This is a genomic window from Azonexus caeni, assembly GCF_048146105.1.
Classification (GTDB): domain Bacteria; phylum Pseudomonadota; class Gammaproteobacteria; order Burkholderiales; family Rhodocyclaceae; genus Azonexus; species Azonexus aromaticus_B.
In genome coordinates this window covers 38,676-60,124 of sequence record NZ_JBKJAD010000001.1, presented here as the reverse complement: position 1 = coordinate 60,124, position 21,449 = coordinate 38,676, and the positions used below count along the sequence as shown (strand labels likewise).

Sequence of the window (21,449 nt, the reverse complement as noted above, 5' to 3'; positions counted from 1 at the left end):
AGCGAACGGCGCAGCAAACCGGCGAGTGGAACAGGGTTTGCGAGCGCCGTTGATCGTTGCCGAGCCTGGCCCTCGTCAGATAGGTCGCAGCGCTCCTCGGCAGGAGGCGAAGTGTAGCGGTCGACGGCCCGAAAGCCAAGTTTTCCCTGCAAAAACAGTCGCTCAGCCCAGCGGCTCGCAGCGCAGCCAGACGGTGAACACGGCGCCGCCGCTGTCCGGGCAATCGACGGTGATGCGGCCGTCGTAGCGTTCGACCAGCGACTTGCTGACCCACAGGCCGAGACCGTGGCCGCCCGGCTTGTGGGCGGTGAAGAAGGGCTCGAACAGGTGTTCGCGCTCGGCTTCCGGGATGCCCGGGCCGGAGTCGGCGACGCTCAGGCGCAGGCCGATCGGCATGTCGGCTTCGTCCCATTCCTCGGCGCGCAGGCGCAGGCGGCCGCCGTCGGGCATGACCTGGATCGCGTTGGCGAGCAGGTTGATCATCACCTGCTGCAACTCGTTCTTGTTGCAGGTGACCAGCCGGTTGGTGCCGATTTCCTGTTCGATCGAGATGTTGCCCTTGCGCAGCAGGTGGCCGACCAGCAGCAGGCAGTCGTGGATCAACTGACTGGCATTAACCGGTTCGAGGTAGCCGACGTATTCCTGCGGACGGGCGAACTGCAGCAGCTTGGTGACGATCAGGCGGATGCGGTGCACCTGGTCGAGGATCAGCCGGAATTCGGGTTCGACCGGTTTGGCTTGCGCGCCGAGCAGTTCGCGGGCGAGTTCGAGGTTGCCCTGGATGACGGCGATCGGATTGTTGATTTCGTGGGCGACGCCGGCGGTCAACTGGCCGATGGCGGCCATTTTCTCGTTGGTGATCAGCTTGCCCTGGGTCGAGCGCAGGTTGGCCAGTGCTTCTTCCAGTTCGGTGGTGCGTTGCGCCACCTTGCCGTCGAGCGACTCGCCCCAGCGTTGCAGGGCCAGCGCCTGGGCCTGCTGGCGTTCCAGCAGGCGGTCGAAATGGCGGGCCAGTTCGCCGATTTCGTCTGCGTTGTCGATCGGGCCGACGCGGGCCTCGGTGTGGCCGGCCTCGATCGCGTTCATCGTCGTGTGCATCCGCTCGATCGGCCGGAAGATGCGGCGCGCCCAGAGTACCGCGAAGATCGCGGCGATCAGCATGGCCAGCGCGAAGAGGGCGACGATGCCGACGAAGGCGGATTTCTTGGCGGCGACGAAAGGCGTTTCGAGGAAGCCGACGTAGAGCATGCCGACCCGCTCGCCGCGGCTGTCGAGCAGCGGCCGGTAGCCCGAGTAGTACCAGTCCTGGACGACGAAGGCGCGGGCTAGCCAGGTTTCGCCGCGGCCGAGCACGCTATCGCGCACCGCCTGCGAGACGCGCGTGCCGATCGCCCGCTCGCCCTCGAACAGGCGGACGTTGGTGGCGATGCGCACGTCGCCGAGGAACAGCGTCGCGGTGCCGACGCTGTCGAGCAGCTTGTCGTCGGGATAGACGATTTCGTTGAGGTGGTCGATGAATTCGAGGTTACCGTTGAGCAGCACGCCACCCGCCAGCACGCCGAGCAGGCGGCCTTCGGCGTCATGGATCGGGGCGGCGCTGTGCACGACGAGGCCGCGCTCTTCGACGGCGGCCTGGCTGGGTTGGGCGTTGCGGGTCGGCAGCAGCGGTAGGCGCGCACGTTGGGCGAGCGCCGGGTCGATCGTCGCCAGTTGCTCGGCGCTGAAGACGTCGTTGACGGTGCCCGCCTTGTCCTTGAGGGCGTTGGCGACGACCGGCCAGTCGCCCAGGCAGGGGGCTTTCGGGCGGCCGTGGGCGCAAGCGTTGCGGTCGAGCAGGAGCAGGAAATCGAGCCGCAGGCGCTGGCGTTCGCTGTTCAACCAGTGGTCCAGCTGCGATTGCGGCAGGTCGAGCCGGGCGGCCAGCCGCGCCGAGCCGGCCAGGCCCTCGACGGCGGTGCCGATGCCGGCGCTGACCCGTTCGTAGTAGCTGTTGGCGCTGACCAGGTCGGCGCCGACCTTGGCCACCAGCAGGCGGTCGAGAAAGCTGCTGCCCCAATTGACCAGCGTCACCAGCAGCAGCGGCAGGACGACGCCGAGCGGCAGCAGCGCCAGGCCGATCAGCCGTCTGCGGATCGACTGGCGCGGCGCGCCGGCGTTCACTCGCAGCCCCAGGCGCTGCACTTGCGGTCGAGCGTCTTGCGCGAGATGCCGAGCCGGCGCGCGGCTTCCGATTTGTTGCCCTGGCAGGCGCCTAGCATGGCCAGGATGTGGCGCTTCTCGACCGCTTCCAGCGATTCGCCGGAGGCCTGGCTGGCGTCGTCGGCGCTGCCTTCGTCTTCGTCCGGGCCGAGGTCGAACCAGCCGAGGATCAGCGAGCGCTCGATGAAATTGCGCAGTTCGCGGACGTTGCCCGGCCAGTCGTAGGCCGCCATGCGGGCGAGCACGCGCGGGCTCGGTTCGAGCGGCGGCACGTTCAGCGCCTGGGCCATGCCGGCGATGAAATGCCGGGCGAGCAGGGCGATGTCGTCGGGGCGTTCGCGCAGCGGCGGCAGGCTGACTTCGACGACCTGCAGCCGGTAGTAGAGGTCCTGGCGGAAACGGCCGTTGGCGACGTCCTGCTTGAGGTCGCGGTTGGTGGCGGCGATGACGCGCACGTCGACCGGGATTTCCTGTTCCGAGCCGACCGGGCGGATGCGCCGCTCCTCGAGCACGCGCAGCAGCTTGGCCTGGGCGGCAGCGGGCATTTCGGCGATTTCGTCGAGGAACAGCGTGCCGCCCTGGGCGTAGTAGAAGAGACCTTCGCGGGTGCTCTGGGCGCCGGTGAAGGCGCCCTTGATGTGGCCGAACAGTTCGGACTCGATCAGTTCGGCGGCGATCGCGGCGCAATTGATCGGCACGAAGGGGCCGGCGTGGCGGGCGCTCATCCGGTGCAGGGCGCGCGCGGCGACCTCCTTGCCGGTACCGGATTCGCCGGTGACGAGGACGGTCGCGTTGGTCGGCGCGATGCGCTTGAGGCGCTCGCAGACGGTCTGCATGGCGTCGGACTCGCAGATGACGCCGTCGATCGCCGTCGATCTTTCCTCGATCTCGCGGCGCAGCACGAAATTCTCCCGGCGCAGGCGCGAACGCTCGAAGCAGCGGGCGACGCCGTTGAGCATCTGGGCGACCGAGAAGGGCTTGAGCAGGAAATCCGAAGCACCGGCGCGCAGCGCGTCGATGGCGGTGTCGAGGTCGGCGTAGGCGGTGATCAGGATGACGTCGCCGACGAAGCCGTCGTCGCGCAGTTCGTGCAGCCATTCGATGCCGGAGCGGCCGGGCAGCGAGATGTCGAGGACGATCAGGTCGTAGAGCCGGCGGCGCAATTGGGGAATCGCCTGCTCGACGCTGCCGGCGGTGTCCACCTGGCCGTAGCGCTGGGCCAGCGCGCGCTGCAGGAAGCTGATCATTCCCGGTTCGTCGTCGACGACGAGGATGGTGAAGGGTTGCTGGGGGGCGGCCGCGGGGGCGTCGGCCGGGGATTTGTCGTCCATGTTTTTCTCCGCGTAGCGCGCATGATCGCAAAGCAGCGGCCGGTGACGCAAACGCAGGCGACCGCCGGCCGTCGTTGCCGCTCGCCGGTTCTGGCGGAGGCCGCCGGTCGACCGGGTAAAATCGCGCTTTTCCACCGGGACAAGCCGCCATGAGCTTCGCCAAACTCGGCCTCCTGCCGCCGCTCACGCAAACCCTCGCCGATCTCGGCTACGCCGCGCCGACGGCGATCCAGCAACAGGCGGTGCCAGCGGTGCTGGCCGGGCGCGACGTGCTGGCCGCGGCGCAGACCGGTACCGGCAAGACCGCCGCCTTCCTCCTGCCGCTGCTGCAGATGCTCGCCGCCACGCCGGCCGCCGGCCCGGCGCCGCGCGCCGTCGTCCTGGTGCCGACGCGCGAACTCGCCGAGCAGGTGCTGGCCAGTTGCCAGCGCTACGGCGCCGGCCTGCCGCTGCGCTGCTACGCGCTTTACGGCGGCGTCAGCCACGGGCCGCAACTGACCGCGCTGCGCGAGGGCGTCGACCTGCTGGTGGCGACGCCGGGACGGCTGATCGACCTGTTCGGCAAGGGCGAGTTGCGCCTGCGCGAGGTCCGCCATGTCGTCCTAGACGAGGCCGACCGCATGCTCGACCTCGGCTTTGCCGACGATCTGGCGACCGTCTTCCAGGCGCTGCCGCGCGAGCGCCAGGTGCTGCTGTTCTCGGCCACCTTCGCCGACGCGGTGCGGGCGCTGGCCCAAGCGCGCCTGCGCAAGCCGCTGAGCATCGAGGCGACGCCGCGCAACACGGCGGCGCGGACGATCCGCCAGTGGGTGGTGCCGGTCGACAAGAAGCGCAAGCCCGAGCTATTCCTGTTCATGTGGCGCGACCGCGGCTGGCAGCAGGTGTTGGTCTTCGTCAAGACCAAGCTGGGCGCCGACGAACTGGCCGAGCGCCTGCGCGGCAAGGGCATCGCCGCCGAGGCGATCCACGGCGACCGGCCGCAGGCCAGCCGTCAGGCAGCGCTGGCGGCGTTCAAGGCGGGTACGGTGGCGGTCCTTGTCGCCACCGACGTCGCCGCGCGCGGCCTGGACATCGACGGGCTGCCGCAGGTGGTCAATTTCGACCTGCCGCTGCAGGCCGAGGATTACGTGCACCGCATCGGCCGCACCGGGCGCGCCGGTGCCGCCGGCGAGGCGATCTCCTTCGTCTGCGCCGACGAGGCACCGCAACTGGCGGCCATCGAAGCCCTGCTGAAGAAGAAGCTCAGCCGCGACGAGGAACCGGGTTTCGAGCCGCGCCACCAGGTGCCGGCGACGCTCGGGGCGGCGCCGCCGCGCCGCCCGCCGCCGCTGGCCAAGGCCGGCGCCGGGCGGGGCAGGACGCCGGGCAACTGGGTCGGCTTCGACGAACGTCCCGCCCGCGGCGCCGGCCGGGGCCGGCCGGGTGGCGCCAAGGGCAGTCGCGGCGGACGCTAGGGCGCGTTCGCAGTAAGCAGCGTCCCGCAGAGTGCTGTGATGCCCTAGGTTGTCCCATTTTGTCCCGCGCGCGCTTTGCCGTTGGGACATTATGTCCATTCCGCCAAAGGGGATTTGTTTCACCGTATGGCGTCGATTTCATTTAGTTCAATGACTTGCCTGTCTTGGCACGGTCGTTGCCATGGTTTTTCCCCGTGGCCGCCAGGGCCGACCAGGAGGGAAGGACAAAATGAACATCAATCGACGGCAGTTTTTCAAGATTTCGGCGGCCAGCCTGAGCAGTTCCGGCCTCGTCGCGCTCGGCATGACGCCGACCGCCGCCCAGGCGGAAGTCCGCCAGTACAAGTTGTTCCGCGCCACCGAGACGCGCAACAACTGCACCTATTGCTCGGTCGGCTGCGGCATTCTGATGTACAGCCTGGGCGACGGCGCCAAGAACGCGAAGAAGAAGATCTTCCACGTCGAGGGCGACCCGGATCACCCGGTCAGCCGCGGCTCGCTGTGCCCGAAGGGGGCCGGCGTGCTCGACTTCATCCACAGCGAGCAGCGCCTCAAGTATCCGGAAGTGCGCGAGGCCGGCAGCAACGCATGGAAGCGCATCTCCTGGGATGAGGCGATCGAGCGCATCGCCCGCCTGATGAAGGACGACCGCGACGCCAACTTCATCGAGAAGAACGAGAAGGGACAACTGGTCAACCGCTGGACGACCACCGGCTTCCTCGGTTCGTCGGCGGCGAGCAACGAAACCGGCATCCTCGACGTCAAGTTCGCCCGCGCGCTGGGCATGGTGCACCTGGAGAACCAGGCCCGCCTCTGCCACGGCCCGTCGGTGGCCGGCCTGGCGCCGTCCTTCGGGCGCGGCGCGATGACCAACAACTGGGTCGATATCAAGAACGCCAACGTCATCCTGGTGATGGGCGGCAACCCGGCCGAGGCCCACCCGGTCGGCTTCAAGTGGGCGGTCGAGGCCAAGGTGCGCAACAAGGCCTACATGATGGTCGTCGATCCGCGCTTCAACCGCACCGCCGCCGTCGCCGACTTCTATTCGCCGATCCGTGCCGGTGCCGATTCGGCCTTCCTGCTCGGCGTCGCCAACTACCTGCTGGGCAAGGACAAGATCCAGCACGAGTACGTCAAGGCCTACACCAACGCGCCGCTCATCGTGCGCGAGGACTACAAGTTCGAAGATGGCTTGTTCAGCGGCTATGACGCCGAGAAACGCAGCTACGACCGCTCCTCCTGGGCCTACGAGCTGGGCGCCGACGGCTACGCGCTGCGCGACGAGACGCTGCAGCATCCGCGCTGCGTCTTCAACCTGCTCAAGAAGCACGTCGAGCGCTACACGCCGGAAATGGTCAGCAGCATCTGCGGCACGCCCAAGGAAGACTTCCTGCACGTCTGCGAGAAACTCGCTTCGACCTGCGTCCCGGACAAGACCACCAGCATCCTCTACGCGCTCGGCTGGACCCACCACGTCGGCGGCTCGCAGATGATCCGCGCCTCGGCCATCGTCCAGTTGCTGCTCGGCAACATCGGCATGCCCGGCGGCGGCATCAACGCGCTGCGCGGTCACTCCAACGTCCAGGGTTTCACCGACCTGGGCGTGCTCACGACGGCGCTGCCCGGCTACCTGGCGCTGCCCAACGAAAACCAGGAAACGCTGCAGGCCTATCTCGAACAGCGCACGCCGAAGACCCTGGTCGACAAGCAGGTGAACTTCTGGAAGAACACGCCCAAGTTCATGGTCAGCTTCCTCAAGGGGATGTACGGCGACAAGGCCACGCCCGAGAACAACTTCGGCTACGACTGGCTGCCCAAGTGGGACCGCAGCTACGACGTGATGGCCTTCGTCGAGCAGATGCACAAGGGCAAGGCCAACGGTTACATCGTCCAGGGCTTCAACGTGATCGCCGCCGCCGCGTCGTCGGGCAAGGTGCGCGAAGGCCTGGCCAAGCTCAAGTACCTGGTGGTGATGGACCCGCTGCAGACCGAAACCTCGTCGTTCTGGCAGAACCACGGCGAGTTCAACAACGTCAATCCGGCCGACATCCAGACCACGGTGTTCCGCCTGCCGTCGTCCTGCTTCGCCGAGGAGAACGGTTCGATCGCCAACTCCGGCCGCTGGCTGCAATGGCACTGGGCGGCGCAGACGCCGCCGCACGAAGCCTGGCACGACGGCCGCTTCCTCGGCACCCTGCTGATGAAGCTGCGCGAGCTCTATGCCAAGGAAGGCGGCGTCTGCCCCGAGCCGCTGATGAACGTGGACTGGAACTACCACGATCCGAAGGACCCGCATCCGGAAGAAGTCGCCAAGCAGCTCAACGGCTACGCGTTGGCCGACCTGTTCGACGACAAGGGCAACCAGATCGCCAAGAAGGGCGAGCTGCTGTCGAGCTTCGCCCACCTGCGCGACGACGGCACGACGACCAGCCTGTGCTGGATCTACACCGGCCAGTGGACGCAGGCCGGCAACATGATGGCCCGCCGCGACAATACCGACACCGGCCTCGGCAACACGCCGGGCTGGGGCTTCGCCTGGCCGGCCAACCGCCGCCTGCTGTACAACCGCGCTTCGGCCAACCCGGCCGGCGAGCCGTGGGATCCGAAGCGCAAGTTCCTGCACTGGGACGGCGTCAAGTGGAGCGGCGCCGACGTCCCCGACTATCCGCCGACGGCCGCGCCGGACAGCGGTGTCAGCCCGTTCATCATGCTCCAGGACGGCGTCGGCCACCTGTTCTCGATGGGCGCGATGACCGACGGGCCCTTCCCCGAGCACTACGAACCCGAGGAAAGCCCGATTCCGGCCAATCCGCTGCATTCGGGCAGCGGCAAGAGCCCGGTGGCGCGCGTGTTCAAGGACGACAGGGACAGTTTCGGCAGCCGCGAGGAGTTCCCCTACGTCGCCACCTCGTACTCGATCACCGAGATGTTCCGCCACTGGACCAAGCACTCGCTGCTCAACGCCATCGTCCAGCCCGAGCAGTTCGTCGAAATCAGCGAGAAGCTGGCGGCGAGCAAGGGCATCAAGGCCGGCGACCTGATCAAGGTGTCGAGCAAGCGCGGTCACATCCGCGGCAAGGCGGTGGTGACCAAGCGCGTGATGACGCTGCAGGTGGCGGGGCAGGAAGTCGAGCAGGTCGGCATCCCGGTGCATTGGGGCTTCGAGGGCACGGCGCGCAAGGGCTACCTGGCCAACACGCTGAGCCCGCGCGTCGGCGACGCCAACACCCATACGCCCGAATACAAGGCCTTCCTGGTCAACATCGAAAAGGCTTGAGGAAACCATCATGTCCATGCAATCCCAAGACATCATCCGGCGCTCGGCCACGTCGAGCCTGACGCCGCCGCCGCAAGTCCGCGACCACAAGCTGGAAGTCGCCAAGCTGATCGACGTTTCCGTGTGCATCGGCTGCAAGGGCTGCCAGGTCGCCTGTTCGGAGTGGAACGACATCCGCGACGAAGTCGGCCACAACCACGGCGTCTACGACAACCCGGTCGACCTCAGCGCCAAGAGCTGGACGGTGATGCGCTTTGCCGAACACCAGGACGAAGGCGGCCGCCTGCAGTGGCTGATCCGCAAGGACGGCTGCATGCATTGCGCCGATCCCGGTTGCCTGAAGTCCTGCCCGTCGCCCGGCGCGATCATCCAGTACGCCAACGGCGTCGTCGATTTCCAGTCCGAGCAGTGCATCGGCTGCGGTTACTGCGTCACCGGCTGCCCGTTCAACGTGCCGCGCATCAACAAAGACGACAACAAGGCCTACAAGTGCACGCTGTGCTCGGACCGCCTGGCTGTCGGCCAGGAGCCGTCCTGCGTCAAGACCTGCCCGACCGGCGCCATCCAGTTCGGGACCAAGGAAGACATGAAACTGGTCGCCGAGGACCGGGTCAAGGACCTCAAGGAGCGCGGCTTCGCCAATGCCGGCCTGTACGACCCGCAAGGGGTGGGCGGCACGCACGTCATGTACGTGCTGCATCACGCCGACCGGCCCGAGCTGTACAGCGGCTTGCCGGCGAATCCGGCGATCAGCCCGCTGGTCTCGATCTGGAAGGGCGTCACCAAGCCGCTGGCGACGCTGGCGCTGGCCGGCATCGCGCTGGGCAGCCTGTTCCACTACGTGACCAAGGGTCCGAACGAGGTTTCCCGCGAAATCGAGGAAGAAATCGAAGCCGAAGACAAGGAGGCAGCAAAATGATCCGCGATCCCAAGGACCTCAAGCGCTACAACGCATCCGAGCGGGCCAACCACTGGCTGATCGGCATCAGCTTCATCCTCCTGGCGCTGTCCGGGCTGGCCTTCTTCCACCCGGCCTTCTTCCCGCTGACGCAATTGTTCGGCGGCCCGGTCTGGGCGCGCATCATCCATCCCTACCTCGGGGTGATCATGGCGCTGGCCTTCCTGGTCATCTTCTTCCGCTTCAAGCATCTGAACAAAATGACGCCGGCCGACAAGGAATGGCTGGCCAAGGCGAAGAACATGGTCGACGGCAACGACCACGACATGCCGGAGCAGGGCAAGTACAACGGCGGGCAGAAGGTGATGTTCTGGGCGCTGGCCGTGTGCATGCTGCTGATGGGGGTGTCGGGCCTGCTCATCTGGCGCGCCTGGTTCGGTTTCGACATCACGCTGGTGCGGTTGGGGGCGGTGGTTCACGCCGCTGCCGGGGCGGTGATGATCGGCCTGATCATGGTGCACGTCTATGCCGCGATCTGGGTCAAGGGCACGATCCGCGCCATGTGGTACGGCACGGTCACCCGCGCCTGGGCCAAGCAGCACCATCGCGGCTGGTACCGCCAGGTCTCCGGCAAGTAAGCCGCACCTTTGCAGCGATTGTTTACCTTGCGTTATCGGGGCTCTGCAGGTTTTCCTGCATCCCCGCTTTTTTGGCAAAACGGATAGCGCCATGAGTCTGCGGAATTTGAGCCTTGCCGACACCGGCTCGGAAGAGAAAATGCCGGCGGTTGTCAGCACCGGCGTGCATCGTCTGCGCGGCGATGCCTGGTCGGCAACGAGCGACGACCTGATTGAAGAAGTTCCGGTCGCGCTCGTCTATAACGGCATCTCGCACGCCGTGATGCTCGCCTCGCCGGCTGACCTGGAGGATTTCGCGCTCGGCTTCAGCCTCTCGGAGGGCATCCTCAGGCGCCCGGGCGAGCTGTACGACATCGAGATCGATAGCGCCTGCGATGGCATCACGCTCGATCTGAGCATCGCCCACGAACGCTTCGCCGGCCTCAAGGAGCGGCGGCGCCAGCTCGCCGGTCGCACCGGCTGCGGGCTGTGCGGCGTCGATAGCCTGGCCGCCCTGCCGGCCATGCCGCAATCCGTCCCGCCGGGCGCGGGCGGCATCTCGCTCGCCGCCATCCGCGAAGCGCTGCGCCAGTTGCCGCACTGCCAGACCCTGCGCCAGCGCTGTGGTTCGGCGCATGCGGCGGCCTGGGCCGATGAGCAGGGCAACATCGTTTGCGTGCGCGAGGATGTCGGTCGGCACAATGCGCTCGACAAGCTGATCGGCGCCTTGGCGCGCGGCAAGGTGGCGAGCGCCGGACAGGGCTTCGTCGTGGTCACCAGCCGGGCCTCCTACGAAATGGTCCAGAAAACGGCCAGCGCCGGCTTGTCGGCGCTGGTCGCGGTTTCCGCGCCGACTGCGCTGGCGGTCCGCCAGGCCCGTGCCGCCGGCCTGCTGCTGGCGGGTTTTGCGCGCGCCGAAGGCTTGGTCGTTTATGCTGGCGCCGAACGCCTGTGCGGCGACGGGGTCGGCCCGGCGCCGGCCATCCTGATGTAACCCGAGAAAACACATGCAATTTTCCCCGCAAACCCTGCCTTCAACCGACGATTACCCGAGCCTGCTGCGTCCGGGAACCAGCGTCTTCGCCCGCCGGGCCAGCCGCCTGCGCACGCTGGCTGGCGCCTCGCCGGCGGCCGACTGGCTGAATCGCCTGGCACTGCTGTGCGACGCGCAGCAGACGGCGTTCGACGCGCTGGGCGACCTCGGCCTGCGCTTGCCGGCCGGTTTTGACTGGCAGCAGGCCGCGGTGGCCGGTCGCCAGAAGGAAATCGAAGCGGCGTGGCCGGCGATCTACCCGCAACTGGCCGGCGCCATGGCCGCCGCGGGCGTTGCCGTCGCCGACCTGGAAGCGGCCAAGGCCAGCCTGCCGGCAGTGCGCGCCTTGCTCGAGGGCGAGGCCGAGGCCGCCTTGCGGGCGCCGACCGAAGCGGTGCTCGCCGCCGCGCTGCAGGTGGTGTGGACGCGCTTTGCCCAGGGGCTGGACGTGCCGGCCGGCAAGGTCTTGCTGGCCGAACGGGGGCATTGCCCGTGCTGCGGCAGCATGCCGCTCGGCAGCATCGTCTTTGCCGGGCAGGGCCGGGGCGGCGCCCGCTATCAGGAATGCAGCCTGTGCGCGACGCGCTGGAACGCGGTGCGCGCTCGTTGCACCTTGTGCGACGATCCGGGCGTGGTCGCCTACCTCGGCATCGAGGACGCCTTTCCGGCGGTCCGCGCCGAGGCCTGCGAACACTGCAAGGGCTACAGCAAGCTCTATTTCCAGGACAAGGACCTCGCCGTCGATCCGCTCGCCGACGATCTGGCGAGCCTCGCGCTCGATGTCCTGGTCGGCGAACAGGGCTATGCCAGAGGCGGGCCGAATCCCTTCCTGCTGCTCGGCGGGAATGCTGAACCGGACTGAAACGAAGGCTGGGTGAATGCACAACAAATGCTCATCTGAGCGCTCCCGGATCACCGGCGTCGTCCTGGCCGGCGGTCTCGGCCGGCGCATGGGCGGCGTCGACAAGGGCCTGCAGGAACTCGACGGGCGGCCGCTGGTGGCGCACGTGATTGCCCGGCTGGCGCCGCAGGTGGGCAGCCTGCTGATCAACGCCAACCGCAATACCGAGCGTTACGCCGCTTTCGGTCATCCGGTGGTGGCCGACGCCATCGACGGTTTCGCCGGGCCGCTGGCCGGGTTGCACGCGGCACTGGCGGCGGCCACGACGCCCTACGTGGTGACGGCGCCCTGCGATTCGCCCTTCCTGCCGGACGACCTGGTTTCCCGCTTGTTTGCGGCCTTGACCGCGAACGCCGCGCAGATCGCCGTCGCCCGCACCGGCGAGCAGGCGCACCCGGTGTTCTGCCTGTGCCGGCGCGAACTGCTGCCGTCGCTGGCGGCCTGGCTGCAAGCAGGCGAGCGCCGCTTCGGCGGCTGGACGGCGACGCTGGCCGCGGTCGAGGTCGCTTTCGACGACCAGCCGGCGGCCTTCGAGAACATCAACACGCGCGAAGAACTGGCGCGTTACGGCGGCGCCTAGCGCCCTTTCTGTTCGATGCGCTGGCCGGCTTTGCGCAGCGTGCCGTCGCCGAGGTCGAAGTGCGCCGAGAAATAGGTCTCCTCGGTCGGGATGTCGCCGGCAATGTGCCATTCCCAGACCTCTTCGCCGAGATTGCTGAATACCTCGCGGCGCGCCGGCTGGCCGAGTCGGCGGCGCAACTCCTGCTGCGTCATGCCCGGCGCGACGCGTGCCAGGTTTTCCGGAGTCAGGACCTGTTCCAGTTCGCTGACGATGTCGCGGCCGTCGAAGCTGATCATGTAGCAGTGGATGCCGGCTGGCTGGCGGCTGTATTCCCAGGTCGCCGTACCGTCGTCGTTGCGGTGGATGAAGCCGGGCTCGCCCATGCGGCTGCGCACTTCGGCCAGAGTAGTGATGCCCGGCTTGATCTCGGGCAGATTGACCGCATCGCAGGCCGGCAGGAGGGTGGCGGCAAGGGCGGAGAAGACGGTGGCGATCCAGCCGGGCAGTTTCATCGAAATTTCCTCTTGGGTGATGTTGCTCAGTTTACGCAAATTGCCGTCGGGCTTTCATAATAGGGCTCCTGACCCATTTTCCGACCGCCAATGCAGCATCTCGACCCCCACGCCGCCCACCTTTTCCTGCAACAGACGCCGGAGGCGGTCCTGGTCGACTGCCGGACCGAGATCGAGCACATGTACGTCGGTCACCCGATCGGCGCCGAACACGTCGCCTGGCAGGAAGGCCCGGACTGGGAAATCGACCCGGATTTCGCGGCCAAGGTGAAACGCCTGCTCAGGGGCGAGCTGGCCCGGCCGGTGCTGCTCATCTGCCGCAGCGGGGTGCGCTCGCTGGCCGCCGGCGAGGCGTTGGAGGCGGCGGGTTTCACGCAGGTGATCAACGTTGTGGAAGGCTTCGAGGGGCCGCTCGACGAGGATTTTCATCGCGGCACGCTGGGTGGCTGGCGCTATCGCGGCCTACCCTGGCAGCAATCTTAGCCGCCGGTGGGCGAGGGCGGCCAGGCCGCCGATGGCGAGCAGGCCGGCCATTCCCAGCGCCAGATGCAGGGTTGAACTCCACAGGGCCGGTGCAATCAAGGCCGCGGCGACGCCGTTGAAACCGGACTGGAAGAAGGTCTGGCAGGACGCTGCCAAGCCGCGTTGGGCGGGGAAGGGGTCGAGCGCGAACAGCGTCAGGTTGGGCATCGCCAATGACATGCCGAGGGTGTAGACGAAAAGCGGCGCGACGCTCCACGGCAGGCCGGGCGGCAAACTCAGGTTGAGCGCCAGGTTGAAGCTGGCGGCGCAGCCCATCACCAGATAGCCGACGGCGATCGTGCGGCCAGGGGCAAGGCGGCCGGCGAGCCGACCGGAGCACCATGAACCGCTCATCAGTCCCAGCATCGCCGGGCCGAACAGCCAGAGGAAGGCGGTTTCCGGCAGACCGAGGTGACGCATCAGGAATACCGGCGACGACAGCACGTAAATGAAGAAGCCGCCGAAATTGAGCGCCAGCGCGGCGCAGGCGAAAAGGAAGCGGGGCGAGCTGAAGACCTTGCGATAGGTGCTGGCGAGATAGGCCGGGCGTAGCGACTGGCGCTTTTCCGGCGGCAGGGTTTCCGGCAGCAGGTGGAGACAGGCGATCAACAAGACGATGGTCGACAGGCTCAGGAAAGCGAAGACCGAGCGCCAGCCGAAAGCGCTTTGCAGCCAACCGCCGATTACCGGCGCAATGGCCGGCGCCAGTGCGAACATCATCGTGATTTGCGCCATCAGGCGTTGCGCGTCGGCGCCATCGTAGAGATCGCGGACGATGGCACGGCTGATGACGATGCCGGCGCCGGCGGTGATACCCTGGATGGCGCGCCAGAACCACAGTTGCCCGATGCTGCTGGCGAGCATGCAGCCGAGCGAGGCGACGCCGAACAGCGCGAGCGCGCCGAGGATCACCCGACGGCGCCCGAAGCGGTCGGCAATCGCGCCGTGCCACAGGGTCATCGCGGCGAAGGAGAAAAGGTAGGCGGACAGCGTCTGCTGCACCTCGATCTGCGTCGCGCCCAGGCGTTGGGCGATGTCCGGGAAGGACGGCAGGTAGGTGTCGATCGAGAACGGACCGAGCGCGGACAGGCAGGCGAGCAGCAGCGCCAGGCCGCGGGTACTGCGGGAGGATGGGGGCATGGAATCAGTCGGCGGCGAAGCGTCGGTACTGGATCGCTTCGGCAATATGGGCAGCCGTGATGATATCGCTTTCCGCCAGATCGGCGACGGTGCGCGCCACGCGCAGCACGCGGTGCCAGGCGCGCGCCGACAGGCCGAGCCGCTTGGTCGCCTGCTGCAGCAGGATGCGGCCGGCAGTGTCCGCCTGGCAATGCGCATCGACGCCAGCGCTGTCGAGACGGGCGTTGGCATCGCCCTGGCGCTGCTGCTGGCGGGCCCAGGCGCGGTTGACCCGCTCCCGGACCACCGCCGAGCTTTCGCCGCTGGCCGTTCCGCTCAGCGCCTCGCCGGGCAGTGCCGGGACCTCGATGATCAGGTCGATGCGGTCGAGCAGCGGGCCGGACAATTTTCCCCGGTAGCGGGCGACCTGCTCGGGCGTGCATTGGCAGCGGGCGTCGCCGTGGTGGCCGCAGGGACAGGGATTCATCGCCGCCACCAGCTGGAAACGGGCGGGAAATTCGGCCTGGCGGGCGGCGCGGGCGATGTGGATGCGGCCGGTTTCGAGTGGTTCACGCAGGGTTTCCAGGACTTTGCGGTCGAATTCGACGATTTCGTCGAGGAACAGCACGCCGTGGTGGGCCAGGCTGATTTCGCCGGGGCGCGGCGGGTTACCGCCGCCGACCAGCGCCGCCGCCGACGCGGTGTGGTGCGGACTACGGAAAATGCGCTGGCGATAGCGTTCGGCGCGGAACTGGCCGACCAGCGACAGCACGGCGGCCGATGCTCTTGCTTCGCCGTCGCTCAACGCCGGTAACAGGCCGGGCAGACGGGCGGCGAGCATCGACTTGCCGGCGCCGGGCGGGCCAATCATCAATAGCGAATGGCGCCCGGCGGCAGCGACTTCGAGCGCCCGTCGCGCCTGCGCCTGGCCGCGCACGTCGGCGAGGTCGGGCGGGGCGTCCGCGGGCGCTGCCGTGGTCGGCGCCGGGGGCGCCAGCGCACTCTGTCCCGCAAGATGGGCGCAGACGGCGAGCAGTGAAGATGCGGCGAGGATGTTGCCTTGCCCGGTCAGCGCCGCTTCGCCGGCGCTCGCCGCCGGCAGGATGAAGGTCTTGCCGTCGCCGGCTGCCTGCAGGGCCATCGCCAGCGCGCCGCGTACCGGGCGCAGTTCGCCGGAGAGCGAGAGTTCGCCAGCGAATTCGTGGCCGTTCAGGCTGGCCGCCGGAATCTGCCCGCTGGCGGCGAGGATGCCGAGGGCGATGGGCAGGTCGAAACGGCCGGATTCCTTGGGCAGGTCGGCCGGCGCCAGGTTCACGGTGATGCGGCGGGCCGGGTATTCGAAGCCGGAATTGACGATCGCGGCACGGACGCGGTCGCGCGCTTCGCGCACTTCGGTGTCGGGCAGGCCGACCAGGGTCAGTCCGGGCAGGCCGTTGGCCAGGTGCACCTCGACCGTGACCGGCGGCGCATCGAGGCCGTCGAGTCCCCGGCTGAGGGCGACGGCCAGCGCCATGAATTTATTGCGGGCTGTCGCTGCGCGCCTTTTCCAGCGCCTCGACGCGGGCTTCCAGCGCCTGCAGGCGCTCGCGGGTGCGGGCCAGCAATTGCGCCTGGATGTCGAATTCCTCGCGGGTGACCAGGTCGAGCTTGCCGAACAGGCCGCCGAGCAGCGCCTTGGCATTCTTCTCGATGTCCTTGGCCGGCGAATTGGCGAGCAGGGCACTCATCTTGTTGCCGAAATCTTCCAGGATCTTGGGGTCGAGCATGGTTTTCCTCCGTGGCCGGCGAGTTTAGCACAGCGGTATTTGCTGCGTTTTACCCCGTCGCTCGTCGCTGGTGCGTAACGGAGTGTAACTGCACCGCCTTGGTGCTCTGTTTCGGTGCGCATTCCTGGTGCGGCGCAGCAAGTCAATGAAAAAGCAGGGAAATGTGATGTTGGCACGGGTCATGCATTAGTGGCAGTACAAAACGTTTTCCTTTTCAATTTTCCTTTACAGGAGAGACACCATGAAGAAATCCCTGATCGCCGCGGCATTGCTTGGCGCTTTCGCAGCACCCGGTGCGATGCAGGTTGCGATGGCCGACGAAGCCAGCCCGCACACCATCACCGGCAACCTGACGCTGGCCAGCAGCTACCGTTTCCGCGGTATCGACCAGACTTTCGGCAAGCCGACGCTGCAGGGTGGTATCGATTACTCCCACGCCAGTGGATTCTACGCCGGTAACTGGAACTCGAACGTTTCGTCGGGTGCGGGCTTTGCCGAAGGTAACCTGGAAATGGACTTCTATGGTGGTTATCGCACCGCCTTCGGCGACGTTGGTGTCGATGTTGGTGGCATCTATTACTACTATCCGGGCTCCCATTCCCAGCCGCTGTCCGGCACCAATGCCAAGCATCCGACTTCGAACGCCAGCGGTACCGTGGACAACACTGAACTGTATGTTGCCGCCAGCTACAAGTTCCTGAGCGCGAAGTACAGCTACTCCGTCGGCGATTATTTCAATCTGCCGAAGTCCAAGGGCACCAGCTATCTCGAATTGAACGCCAACTACGATCTGGGTAACGGTTGGGGTGTCAATGGTCACGTCGGTCACTTGTTCCCGAGCGGCTACAAGTACAACACCGCTGGCTCGCAGAGCATTTCCTACACCGACTGGAAAGTTGGCGTGACCAAGGATGTCAGCGGCTGGCTGGTTGGTTTGGCCTATGTTGGTACCAATGCCAATGGTTCTTGCAGCAGCGGCGAGTTCTACTGCTTCGCCAGTTCGCTGGACAAGTCCGGTGCTCTGGGTAGCAAGACGAAGGATGCCGGTCGTGGCATCGCCGTCCTGTCGGTGACCAAGTCCTTCTGATTCATCAGTCATCTCTCCGCCGTTGCACGGGCCCGGGCGGCGGGGAGATAAAAAAAGTTTTAACCAGTTAGGGGAACACTCATGAAATTCGTTACTGCCATCATCAAGCCGTTCAAGCTTGACGAAGTGCGTGAGGCGCTGTCCGCCATCGGCGTGCAGGGCATCACGGTAACCGAGGTCAAGGGTTTCGGCCGCCAGAAAGGTCATACCGAGCTGTATCGCGGGGCCGAGTACGTCGTCGATTTCCTGCCCAAGGTGAAGCTGGAAGCTGCCGTCAAGGCCGACCAGATCGACCAGGTCATCGAAGCCATCGAGAAGTCCGCCAGCACCGGCAAGATCGGTGACGGCAAGATCTTCGTCTTCGATCTTGAACAAGTCGTCCGCATCCGCACCGGCGAGACCGGCGGCGATGCCCTGTAAGGAGTCGTGACATGAAACGAATTTTCGCAATGCTGGCCCTGCTGGGCGCGGTGACCTTCGGGGCGCCGGCCTGGGCCGAGGAAAAGGCGGCGGATGCCGCGCCCGTGGCCGCTGCCGTTGCCGAAGCGCCGGCCGCTGAAGCCGCTGCTCCCGCTCCTGCCGCTGAAGCCGCCGCTCCGGCGGAAGCGCCGGCCGCTGCGGCGCCGGTTCCCGACAAGGGCGACAACGCCTGGATCATGATCTGTGCCGCATTGGTGATCCTGATGTCGATCCCCGGCCTGGCGCTCTTCTACGGCGGTCTGGTGCGCGCGAAGAACATGCTGTCGGTACTGATGCAGGTCTTCGTCGTGTTCTCGCTGATCTCCGTCCTTTGGGTGGTCTATGGCTACTCGCTGGCCTTCACCGAGGGTAACGCCTTCTTCGGCACGCTCGACAAGTTGTTCCTCAACGGAATCACGATCGAGTCGGTTGGAGCAACCTTCACCAAGGGCGTGGTGATCTCGGAACTGATCTTCGTGATCTTCCAGGGGGCTTTTGCGGCCATCACCTGCGGTCTGATCGTCGGTTCCTTCGCCGAACGCGCCAAGTTCTCCGCGATCCTGGTCTTCATGGTCATCTGGTTCACCCTGTCCTACCTGCCGATGGCTCACATGGTCTGGTACTGGGCCGGTCCGGACGCCTACACCGATGCCGCCGCGGCTGAAGCTGCCGGTGCCACCGCTGGCTTCCTGTTCCAGAAGGGTGCCCTCGACTTCGCTGGCGGTACGGTCGTCCATATCAATGCCGCGATCGCCGGTCTGGTCGGTGCCTACATGATCGGTCGCCGTACTGGTCTGGGCTCGGTTGCCATGGCTCCGCACTCGCTGACTTTCACGATGATCGGTGCCTCGCTGCTGTGGTTCGGCTGGTTCGGTTTCAACGCCGGCTCGGCGCTCGAAGCTTCCGGCGGTTCGGCCCTGGCGATGGTCAACACCTGGGTTGCCACCTCCTGCGCGACGCTGTCCTGGATGTTCGCCGAGTGGATCTTCAAGGGCAAGCCGTCGATGCTGGGTGCCGCTTCCGGCGCCGTCGCCGGCCTGGTGGCGATCACCCCGGCTGCCGGTTTCGTCGGTGTCATGGGCGCCATCGTCATCGGCCTGCTCGCCGGCATCGTCTGCCTGTGGGGCGTCAATGGTCTGAAGCGCCTGCTCGGTGCTGACGACTCGCTCGATGTCTTCGGCGTCCATGGCGTCGGCGGCATCCTCGGTGCGATCCTGACCGGTGTCTTCGCCGATCCGGCGCTGGGCGGTACCGGTGTCTATGACTACGTTGCGAATGCGGTTGGCAGCTACGACATGGTTGCCCAAGTGACGGCCCAGGCCTGGGGCGTCGGCACCGTGATCGTCTGGTCGGGGGTTGTCTCCCTGGTCGCCTACAAGCTGGTCGATATCGCGATCGGTCTGCGGGTGCCGGAAGACGAAGAGCGTGAAGGTCTCGACCTCACCTCGCACGGCGAAAGCGCCTACCACCACTAAGCAGATTCGTAGTCTCTCTCCCTTCACGGGCACCCCAGGGTGCCCGCTTTTTTTTGTTATTCTGGCGCCATGCGCATCGTCCAGATATCCGACCTGCATCTGCAATCCGATCTCCTGTCAGGCGAGATCGATCCGTGGGCGGCGCTGGCCATGGCGCTGACCCGTCTTGCCGGTCTGCAGGCTGACGCGCTGTTGATCAGCGGCGATATCGCCGAAGCGGGTGATTCCGGCTCTTACACGCGACTGGCGTCGATCCTGGCCGGTCTGCCCCTGCCGCTGGCATTGTTGCCCGGCAATCACGACCGGCGCGCCGCGCTGTTCGCCGCTTTTCCCGGGCACTGGGACAATCCCGAAATGCTCTGTCGACGCCTCGATCTTGGGCCCTTGACCCTGCTCCTGCTCGACAGCCTGGTGCCGGGCAAGCCTTGGGGCGAGATCGGCAACGCCCAGTTGCGCTGGCTGGATGCAAATTGTCCGGAACGCCGGCGCAGCATTGTCGTCCTGCATCATCCGCCGTTTGCGGTGGGCATTCCCGGCATGGATGGAATCGGCTGTCGGGGTGGCGAGGGGCTGGCGAACTGGCTATCGCAGCGACCGCAGGTCGAGGCCGTCTGGTGTGGCCACGTGCATCGCCCGGTGTTTACCTGTTTTGCCGGAAAAATGGCGGCAACGGCGCCGTCCACCGTGCATCAGATCGCCCTGCAGGACGGGGCGTTGTCCTGGACACCCGAGCCACCGGGGCTGCTGGTGCATGACTTGCTGCCGGGCTCGCCGTTGCGCAGCCATTATCTGCCGCTGCAGGCGGCGCCAGTCATTCCCTACTGACGCGTTCAGCGAATCAGCGGCAGCAAGGCTCGGAACTCGTCCGTCCCGGCGCGCTGCAGCCATTCGAACAGCACCATCTCGGTACTGACGATGTGTACGCCGGCGCTGCGTAGGCGCTCGATCGCCAGTTGGCGGTTCTCTGGTGTGCGGGACGACGCGGCATCGGCGACGAGAAATACCGAAAAACCCTCGCCGAGCATGCCGAGCGCCGTCTGCAGCACGCAGACGTGGGTTTCGGTGCCGGTCAGGACAATCTGCCGGCGCCCGCTGGCGCGCAGCAGGTCGGTGACGCCGGGTTCGGCGGCGCAGGAGAAGTGGATCTTTTCGAAAAAGCGCGCGGTGCTGGCGGCTTCGCGGATCGCCGCGAGGCTGGGGCCAAGTCCCTTGACGTACTGTTCTGAAACGAAGGCCGGAACCTTCAGCTGGCGGGCGGCTTCGAGCAGGCGTACCGAATTGGCAGTGACTGTCTCGCTGTCGTGGATCGCCGGCGCCAGCCTCTCCTGAATGTCGACGACAAGGAGCAGCGAATCGGTGCGGGAGAGCAACATCAGCGGAAGACCACCGTCTTGTTGCCGTGCACCAGGACGCGATCTTCCAGGTGGTAGCGCAGGCCGCGCGCGAGCACCGTCTTCTCGATGTCCTTGCCGTAACGGACCATGTCTTCCGGCGAATCGGAATGGTCGATACGGATCACGTCCTGTTCGATGATCGGCCCGGCGTCGAGTTCGCTGGTCACGTAATGGCAGGTCGCGCCGATCAGCTTGACGCCGCGCTGGTAGGCCTGATGGTAGGGGCGGGCGCCGACGAAGCTGGGCAGGAAGCTGTGGTGGATGTTGATGATCTTGCCGGACAAGGCGTCGCAAAGTTCCGGCGAGAGGATCTGCATGTAGCGGGCAAGCACCATGGTGTCGCCGCTCACATCGTCGAAGATACGCTGGATTTCGGCGTAGGCGGCGGCCTTGTTGTCGGCGTTGACCGGCACGTGGATGAAGGGAATGCCGTGCCACTCGACGAAACCCTTGAAGGTGTCGTGGTTGGAGATGACGCAGGGAATCTCGATGTCCAGTTCCTTCGACTGCCAGCGCGCCAGCAGGTCGTAGAGGCAGTGCTCCTGCTTGGAAACCAGAACGACGACGCGTTTCTTCACCGCGCTGTCGTTGATCCGCCAGTCCATCGCCAGCGGTTCGGCGACATCGCGGCGGAAGCGCTCACGGAACTCGGCGAGCAGGAAAGGCAGCGAATCGGCCTTGATCTCGATGCGCATGAAATAGCGACCGGTCAGGTCGTCCGCGTGGAAACTCGATTCGAGAATCCAGCCGCCATGCTCGGCGATGAAGCCGGAAACGCGGGCGATGATCCCGACCTGATCGGGGCAGGAGGCGGACAGCGTGTAAAAACGATCTCTATGCATG

The 21,449-nt window shown here is 66.4% G+C and carries 20 protein-coding genes and 1 riboswitch; of the genes, 12 read left to right on the top strand and 8 right to left on the bottom strand.

Annotation, left to right across the window (positions count from 1 at the left end; genetic code table 11):
• Positions 1–34: 34 nt before the first annotated feature.
• Positions 35–104, bottom strand: a riboswitch (S-adenosyl-L-homocysteine riboswitch).
• Positions 105–162: 58 nt separating this feature from the next.
• A complete protein-coding gene (locus ACLIIZ_RS00305; protein WP_416690115.1) occupies positions 163–2,160 on the bottom strand; it encodes a sensor histidine kinase in 1,998 nt (665 codons plus the stop codon).
• Positions 2,157–3,530, bottom strand: coding sequence for a sigma-54-dependent transcriptional regulator (locus ACLIIZ_RS00300; RefSeq protein ID WP_416690113.1), 1,374 nt, complete (start codon positions 3,528–3,530; stop codon positions 2,157–2,159). The genes ACLIIZ_RS00305 and ACLIIZ_RS00300 overlap by 4 nt, the downstream gene beginning before the upstream one ends.
• 149 nt (positions 3,531–3,679) lie before the next feature.
• Here ACLIIZ_RS00300 and ACLIIZ_RS00295 point away from each other — a divergent pair, with 149 nt between their 5' ends.
• The 7 genes from ACLIIZ_RS00295 to mobA all read left to right on the top strand — a co-directional run bounded on the left by ACLIIZ_RS00295 (position 3,680) and on the right by mobA (position 12,290).
• Entirely contained in the window at positions 3,680–4,984 is a 1,305-nt protein-coding gene (locus ACLIIZ_RS00295) for a DEAD/DEAH box helicase (protein ID WP_416690111.1), read from the top strand.
• A gap of 229 nt (positions 4,985–5,213) precedes the next feature.
• A complete protein-coding gene (gene fdnG, locus ACLIIZ_RS00290; RefSeq protein ID WP_416690110.1) occupies positions 5,214–8,261 on the top strand; it encodes a formate dehydrogenase-N subunit alpha in 3,048 nt (1,015 codons plus the stop codon).
• 10 nt (positions 8,262–8,271) lie between these two features.
• Positions 8,272–9,180 (top strand): formate dehydrogenase subunit beta, encoded by a 909-nt coding sequence (gene fdxH, locus ACLIIZ_RS00285; RefSeq protein ID WP_416690108.1) that lies wholly within the window; start codon positions 8,272–8,274, stop codon positions 9,178–9,180.
• Positions 9,177–9,797, top strand: coding sequence for a formate dehydrogenase subunit gamma (locus ACLIIZ_RS00280; RefSeq protein WP_416690107.1), 621 nt, complete (start codon positions 9,177–9,179; stop codon positions 9,795–9,797). The genes fdxH and ACLIIZ_RS00280 overlap by 4 nt, the downstream gene beginning before the upstream one ends.
• A gap of 91 nt (positions 9,798–9,888) precedes the next feature.
• Complete coding sequence (gene fdhD / locus ACLIIZ_RS00275) at positions 9,889–10,770, top strand: formate dehydrogenase accessory sulfurtransferase FdhD (protein ID WP_416690105.1); 882 nt, start codon at positions 9,889–9,891, stop codon at positions 10,768–10,770.
• Positions 10,771–10,783: 13 nt separating this feature from the next.
• Positions 10,784–11,671: a formate dehydrogenase accessory protein FdhE gene (fdhE, locus tag ACLIIZ_RS00270; protein WP_416690103.1), complete on the top strand. Its 888-nt coding sequence runs from the start codon at positions 10,784–10,786 to the stop codon at positions 11,669–11,671.
• Between the two features lie 16 nt (positions 11,672–11,687).
• Positions 11,688–12,290 (top strand): molybdenum cofactor guanylyltransferase MobA, encoded by a 603-nt coding sequence (mobA, locus tag ACLIIZ_RS00265; RefSeq protein ID WP_416690102.1) that lies wholly within the window; start codon positions 11,688–11,690, stop codon positions 12,288–12,290.
• Here the strand turns inward: mobA and ACLIIZ_RS00260 are convergent.
• Entirely contained in the window at positions 12,287–12,784 is a 498-nt protein-coding gene (locus ACLIIZ_RS00260) for a hypothetical protein (protein WP_416690100.1), read from the bottom strand. The two genes, mobA and ACLIIZ_RS00260, sit on opposite strands and share 4 nt — an antisense overlap.
• Before the next feature lie 90 nt (positions 12,785–12,874).
• On the opposite strand from ACLIIZ_RS00260, the gene ACLIIZ_RS00255 reads away from it, so the two are divergent.
• Complete coding sequence (locus ACLIIZ_RS00255; RefSeq protein ID WP_416690099.1) at positions 12,875–13,267, top strand: rhodanese-like domain-containing protein; 393 nt, start codon at positions 12,875–12,877, stop codon at positions 13,265–13,267.
• Here ACLIIZ_RS00255 and ACLIIZ_RS00250 read toward each other — a convergent pair.
• From ACLIIZ_RS00250 to ACLIIZ_RS00240, 3 genes are read right to left on the bottom strand one after another with little or no spacing between them, the layout of a single operon-like run.
• Positions 13,247–14,446 (bottom strand): multidrug effflux MFS transporter, encoded by a 1,200-nt coding sequence (locus tag ACLIIZ_RS00250; protein WP_416690098.1) that lies wholly within the window; start codon positions 14,444–14,446, stop codon positions 13,247–13,249. The two genes, ACLIIZ_RS00255 and ACLIIZ_RS00250, sit on opposite strands and share 21 nt — an antisense overlap.
• Positions 14,447–14,450: 4 nt before the next feature.
• A complete protein-coding gene (locus tag ACLIIZ_RS00245) occupies positions 14,451–15,938 on the bottom strand; it encodes a YifB family Mg chelatase-like AAA ATPase (RefSeq protein ID WP_416690096.1) in 1,488 nt (495 codons plus the stop codon).
• A 4-nt stretch (positions 15,939–15,942) separates the two neighbouring features.
• Positions 15,943–16,191 carry an accessory factor UbiK family protein gene (locus ACLIIZ_RS00240; protein WP_416690094.1) on the bottom strand — a complete coding sequence of 83 codons (249 nt, stop codon included), beginning with the start codon at positions 16,189–16,191 and terminating at the stop codon, positions 15,943–15,945.
• Between the two features lie 241 nt (positions 16,192–16,432).
• Between ACLIIZ_RS00240 and ACLIIZ_RS00235 the strand changes: the two genes are divergently transcribed.
• From ACLIIZ_RS00235 to ACLIIZ_RS00220, 4 genes are all read left to right on the top strand, one after another.
• Complete coding sequence (locus ACLIIZ_RS00235; RefSeq protein ID WP_416690092.1) at positions 16,433–17,278, top strand: TorF family putative porin; 846 nt, start codon at positions 16,433–16,435, stop codon at positions 17,276–17,278.
• Positions 17,279–17,359: 81 nt separating this feature from the next.
• Positions 17,360–17,698 (top strand): P-II family nitrogen regulator, encoded by a 339-nt coding sequence (glnK, locus tag ACLIIZ_RS00230; RefSeq protein WP_416690090.1) that lies wholly within the window; start codon positions 17,360–17,362, stop codon positions 17,696–17,698.
• Positions 17,699–17,709: 11 nt separating this feature from the next.
• Positions 17,710–19,212, top strand: a complete 1,503-nt coding sequence (locus tag ACLIIZ_RS00225) for an ammonium transporter (RefSeq protein WP_416690088.1) — start codon at positions 17,710–17,712, stop codon at positions 19,210–19,212.
• Between the two features lie 69 nt (positions 19,213–19,281).
• Positions 19,282–20,037, top strand: coding sequence for a metallophosphoesterase (locus tag ACLIIZ_RS00220; RefSeq protein WP_416690086.1), 756 nt, complete (start codon positions 19,282–19,284; stop codon positions 20,035–20,037).
• Positions 20,038–20,042: 5 nt separating this feature from the next.
• Here ACLIIZ_RS00220 and ACLIIZ_RS00215 read toward each other — a convergent pair whose 3' ends face one another.
• Together ACLIIZ_RS00215 and purU are read right to left on the bottom strand one after the other, a co-directional pair.
• The gene (locus tag ACLIIZ_RS00215) at positions 20,043–20,585 is read right to left on the bottom strand and encodes a hydrolase (RefSeq protein WP_416690085.1); all 543 of its coding nucleotides are present in this window, start codon (positions 20,583–20,585) and stop codon (positions 20,043–20,045) included.
• Positions 20,585–21,448, bottom strand: a complete 864-nt coding sequence (gene purU / locus ACLIIZ_RS00210; RefSeq protein ID WP_416690083.1) for a formyltetrahydrofolate deformylase — start codon at positions 21,446–21,448, stop codon at positions 20,585–20,587. The genes ACLIIZ_RS00215 and purU overlap by 1 nt, the downstream gene beginning before the upstream one ends.
• Position 21,449 lies beyond the last annotated feature (1 nt).

Bases quoted from the DNA above. Each gene is read 5' to 3' on its own strand.
- ACLIIZ_RS00300 (WP_416690113.1), bottom strand. From the start codon at position 3,530: ATGGACGACAAATCCCCGGCCGACGCCCCCGCGGCCGCCCCCCAGCAA.
- ACLIIZ_RS00295 (WP_416690111.1), top strand. From the start codon at position 3,680: ATGAGCTTCGCCAAACTCGGCCTCCTGCCGCCGCTCACGCAAACCCTC.
- fdnG (WP_416690110.1), top strand. From the start codon at position 5,214: ATGAACATCAATCGACGGCAGTTTTTCAAGATTTCGGCGGCCAGCCTG.
- fdxH (WP_416690108.1), top strand. From the start codon at position 8,272: ATGTCCATGCAATCCCAAGACATCATCCGGCGCTCGGCCACGTCGAGC.
- ACLIIZ_RS00280 (WP_416690107.1), top strand. From the start codon at position 9,177: ATGATCCGCGATCCCAAGGACCTCAAGCGCTACAACGCATCCGAGCGG.
- fdhD (WP_416690105.1), top strand. From the start codon at position 9,889: ATGAGTCTGCGGAATTTGAGCCTTGCCGACACCGGCTCGGAAGAGAAA.
- fdhE (WP_416690103.1), top strand. From the start codon at position 10,784: ATGCAATTTTCCCCGCAAACCCTGCCTTCAACCGACGATTACCCGAGC.
- mobA (WP_416690102.1), top strand. From the start codon at position 11,688: ATGCACAACAAATGCTCATCTGAGCGCTCCCGGATCACCGGCGTCGTC.
- ACLIIZ_RS00260 (WP_416690100.1), bottom strand. From the start codon at position 12,784: ATGAAACTGCCCGGCTGGATCGCCACCGTCTTCTCCGCCCTTGCCGCC.
- ACLIIZ_RS00255 (WP_416690099.1), top strand. From the start codon at position 12,875: ATGCAGCATCTCGACCCCCACGCCGCCCACCTTTTCCTGCAACAGACG.
- ACLIIZ_RS00250 (WP_416690098.1), bottom strand. From the start codon at position 14,446: ATGCCCCCATCCTCCCGCAGTACCCGCGGCCTGGCGCTGCTGCTCGCC.
- ACLIIZ_RS00245 (WP_416690096.1), bottom strand. From the start codon at position 15,938: ATGGCGCTGGCCGTCGCCCTCAGCCGGGGACTCGACGGCCTCGATGCG.
- ACLIIZ_RS00240 (WP_416690094.1), bottom strand. From the start codon at position 16,191: ATGCTCGACCCCAAGATCCTGGAAGATTTCGGCAACAAGATGAGTGCC.
- ACLIIZ_RS00235 (WP_416690092.1), top strand. From the start codon at position 16,433: ATGAAGAAATCCCTGATCGCCGCGGCATTGCTTGGCGCTTTCGCAGCA.
- glnK (WP_416690090.1), top strand. From the start codon at position 17,360: ATGAAATTCGTTACTGCCATCATCAAGCCGTTCAAGCTTGACGAAGTG.
- ACLIIZ_RS00225 (WP_416690088.1), top strand. From the start codon at position 17,710: ATGAAACGAATTTTCGCAATGCTGGCCCTGCTGGGCGCGGTGACCTTC.
- ACLIIZ_RS00220 (WP_416690086.1), top strand. From the start codon at position 19,282: ATGCGCATCGTCCAGATATCCGACCTGCATCTGCAATCCGATCTCCTG.
- ACLIIZ_RS00215 (WP_416690085.1), bottom strand. From the start codon at position 20,585: ATGTTGCTCTCCCGCACCGATTCGCTGCTCCTTGTCGTCGACATTCAG.
- purU (WP_416690083.1), bottom strand. From the start codon at position 21,448: ATGCATAGAGATCGTTTTTACACGCTGTCCGCCTCCTGCCCCGATCAG.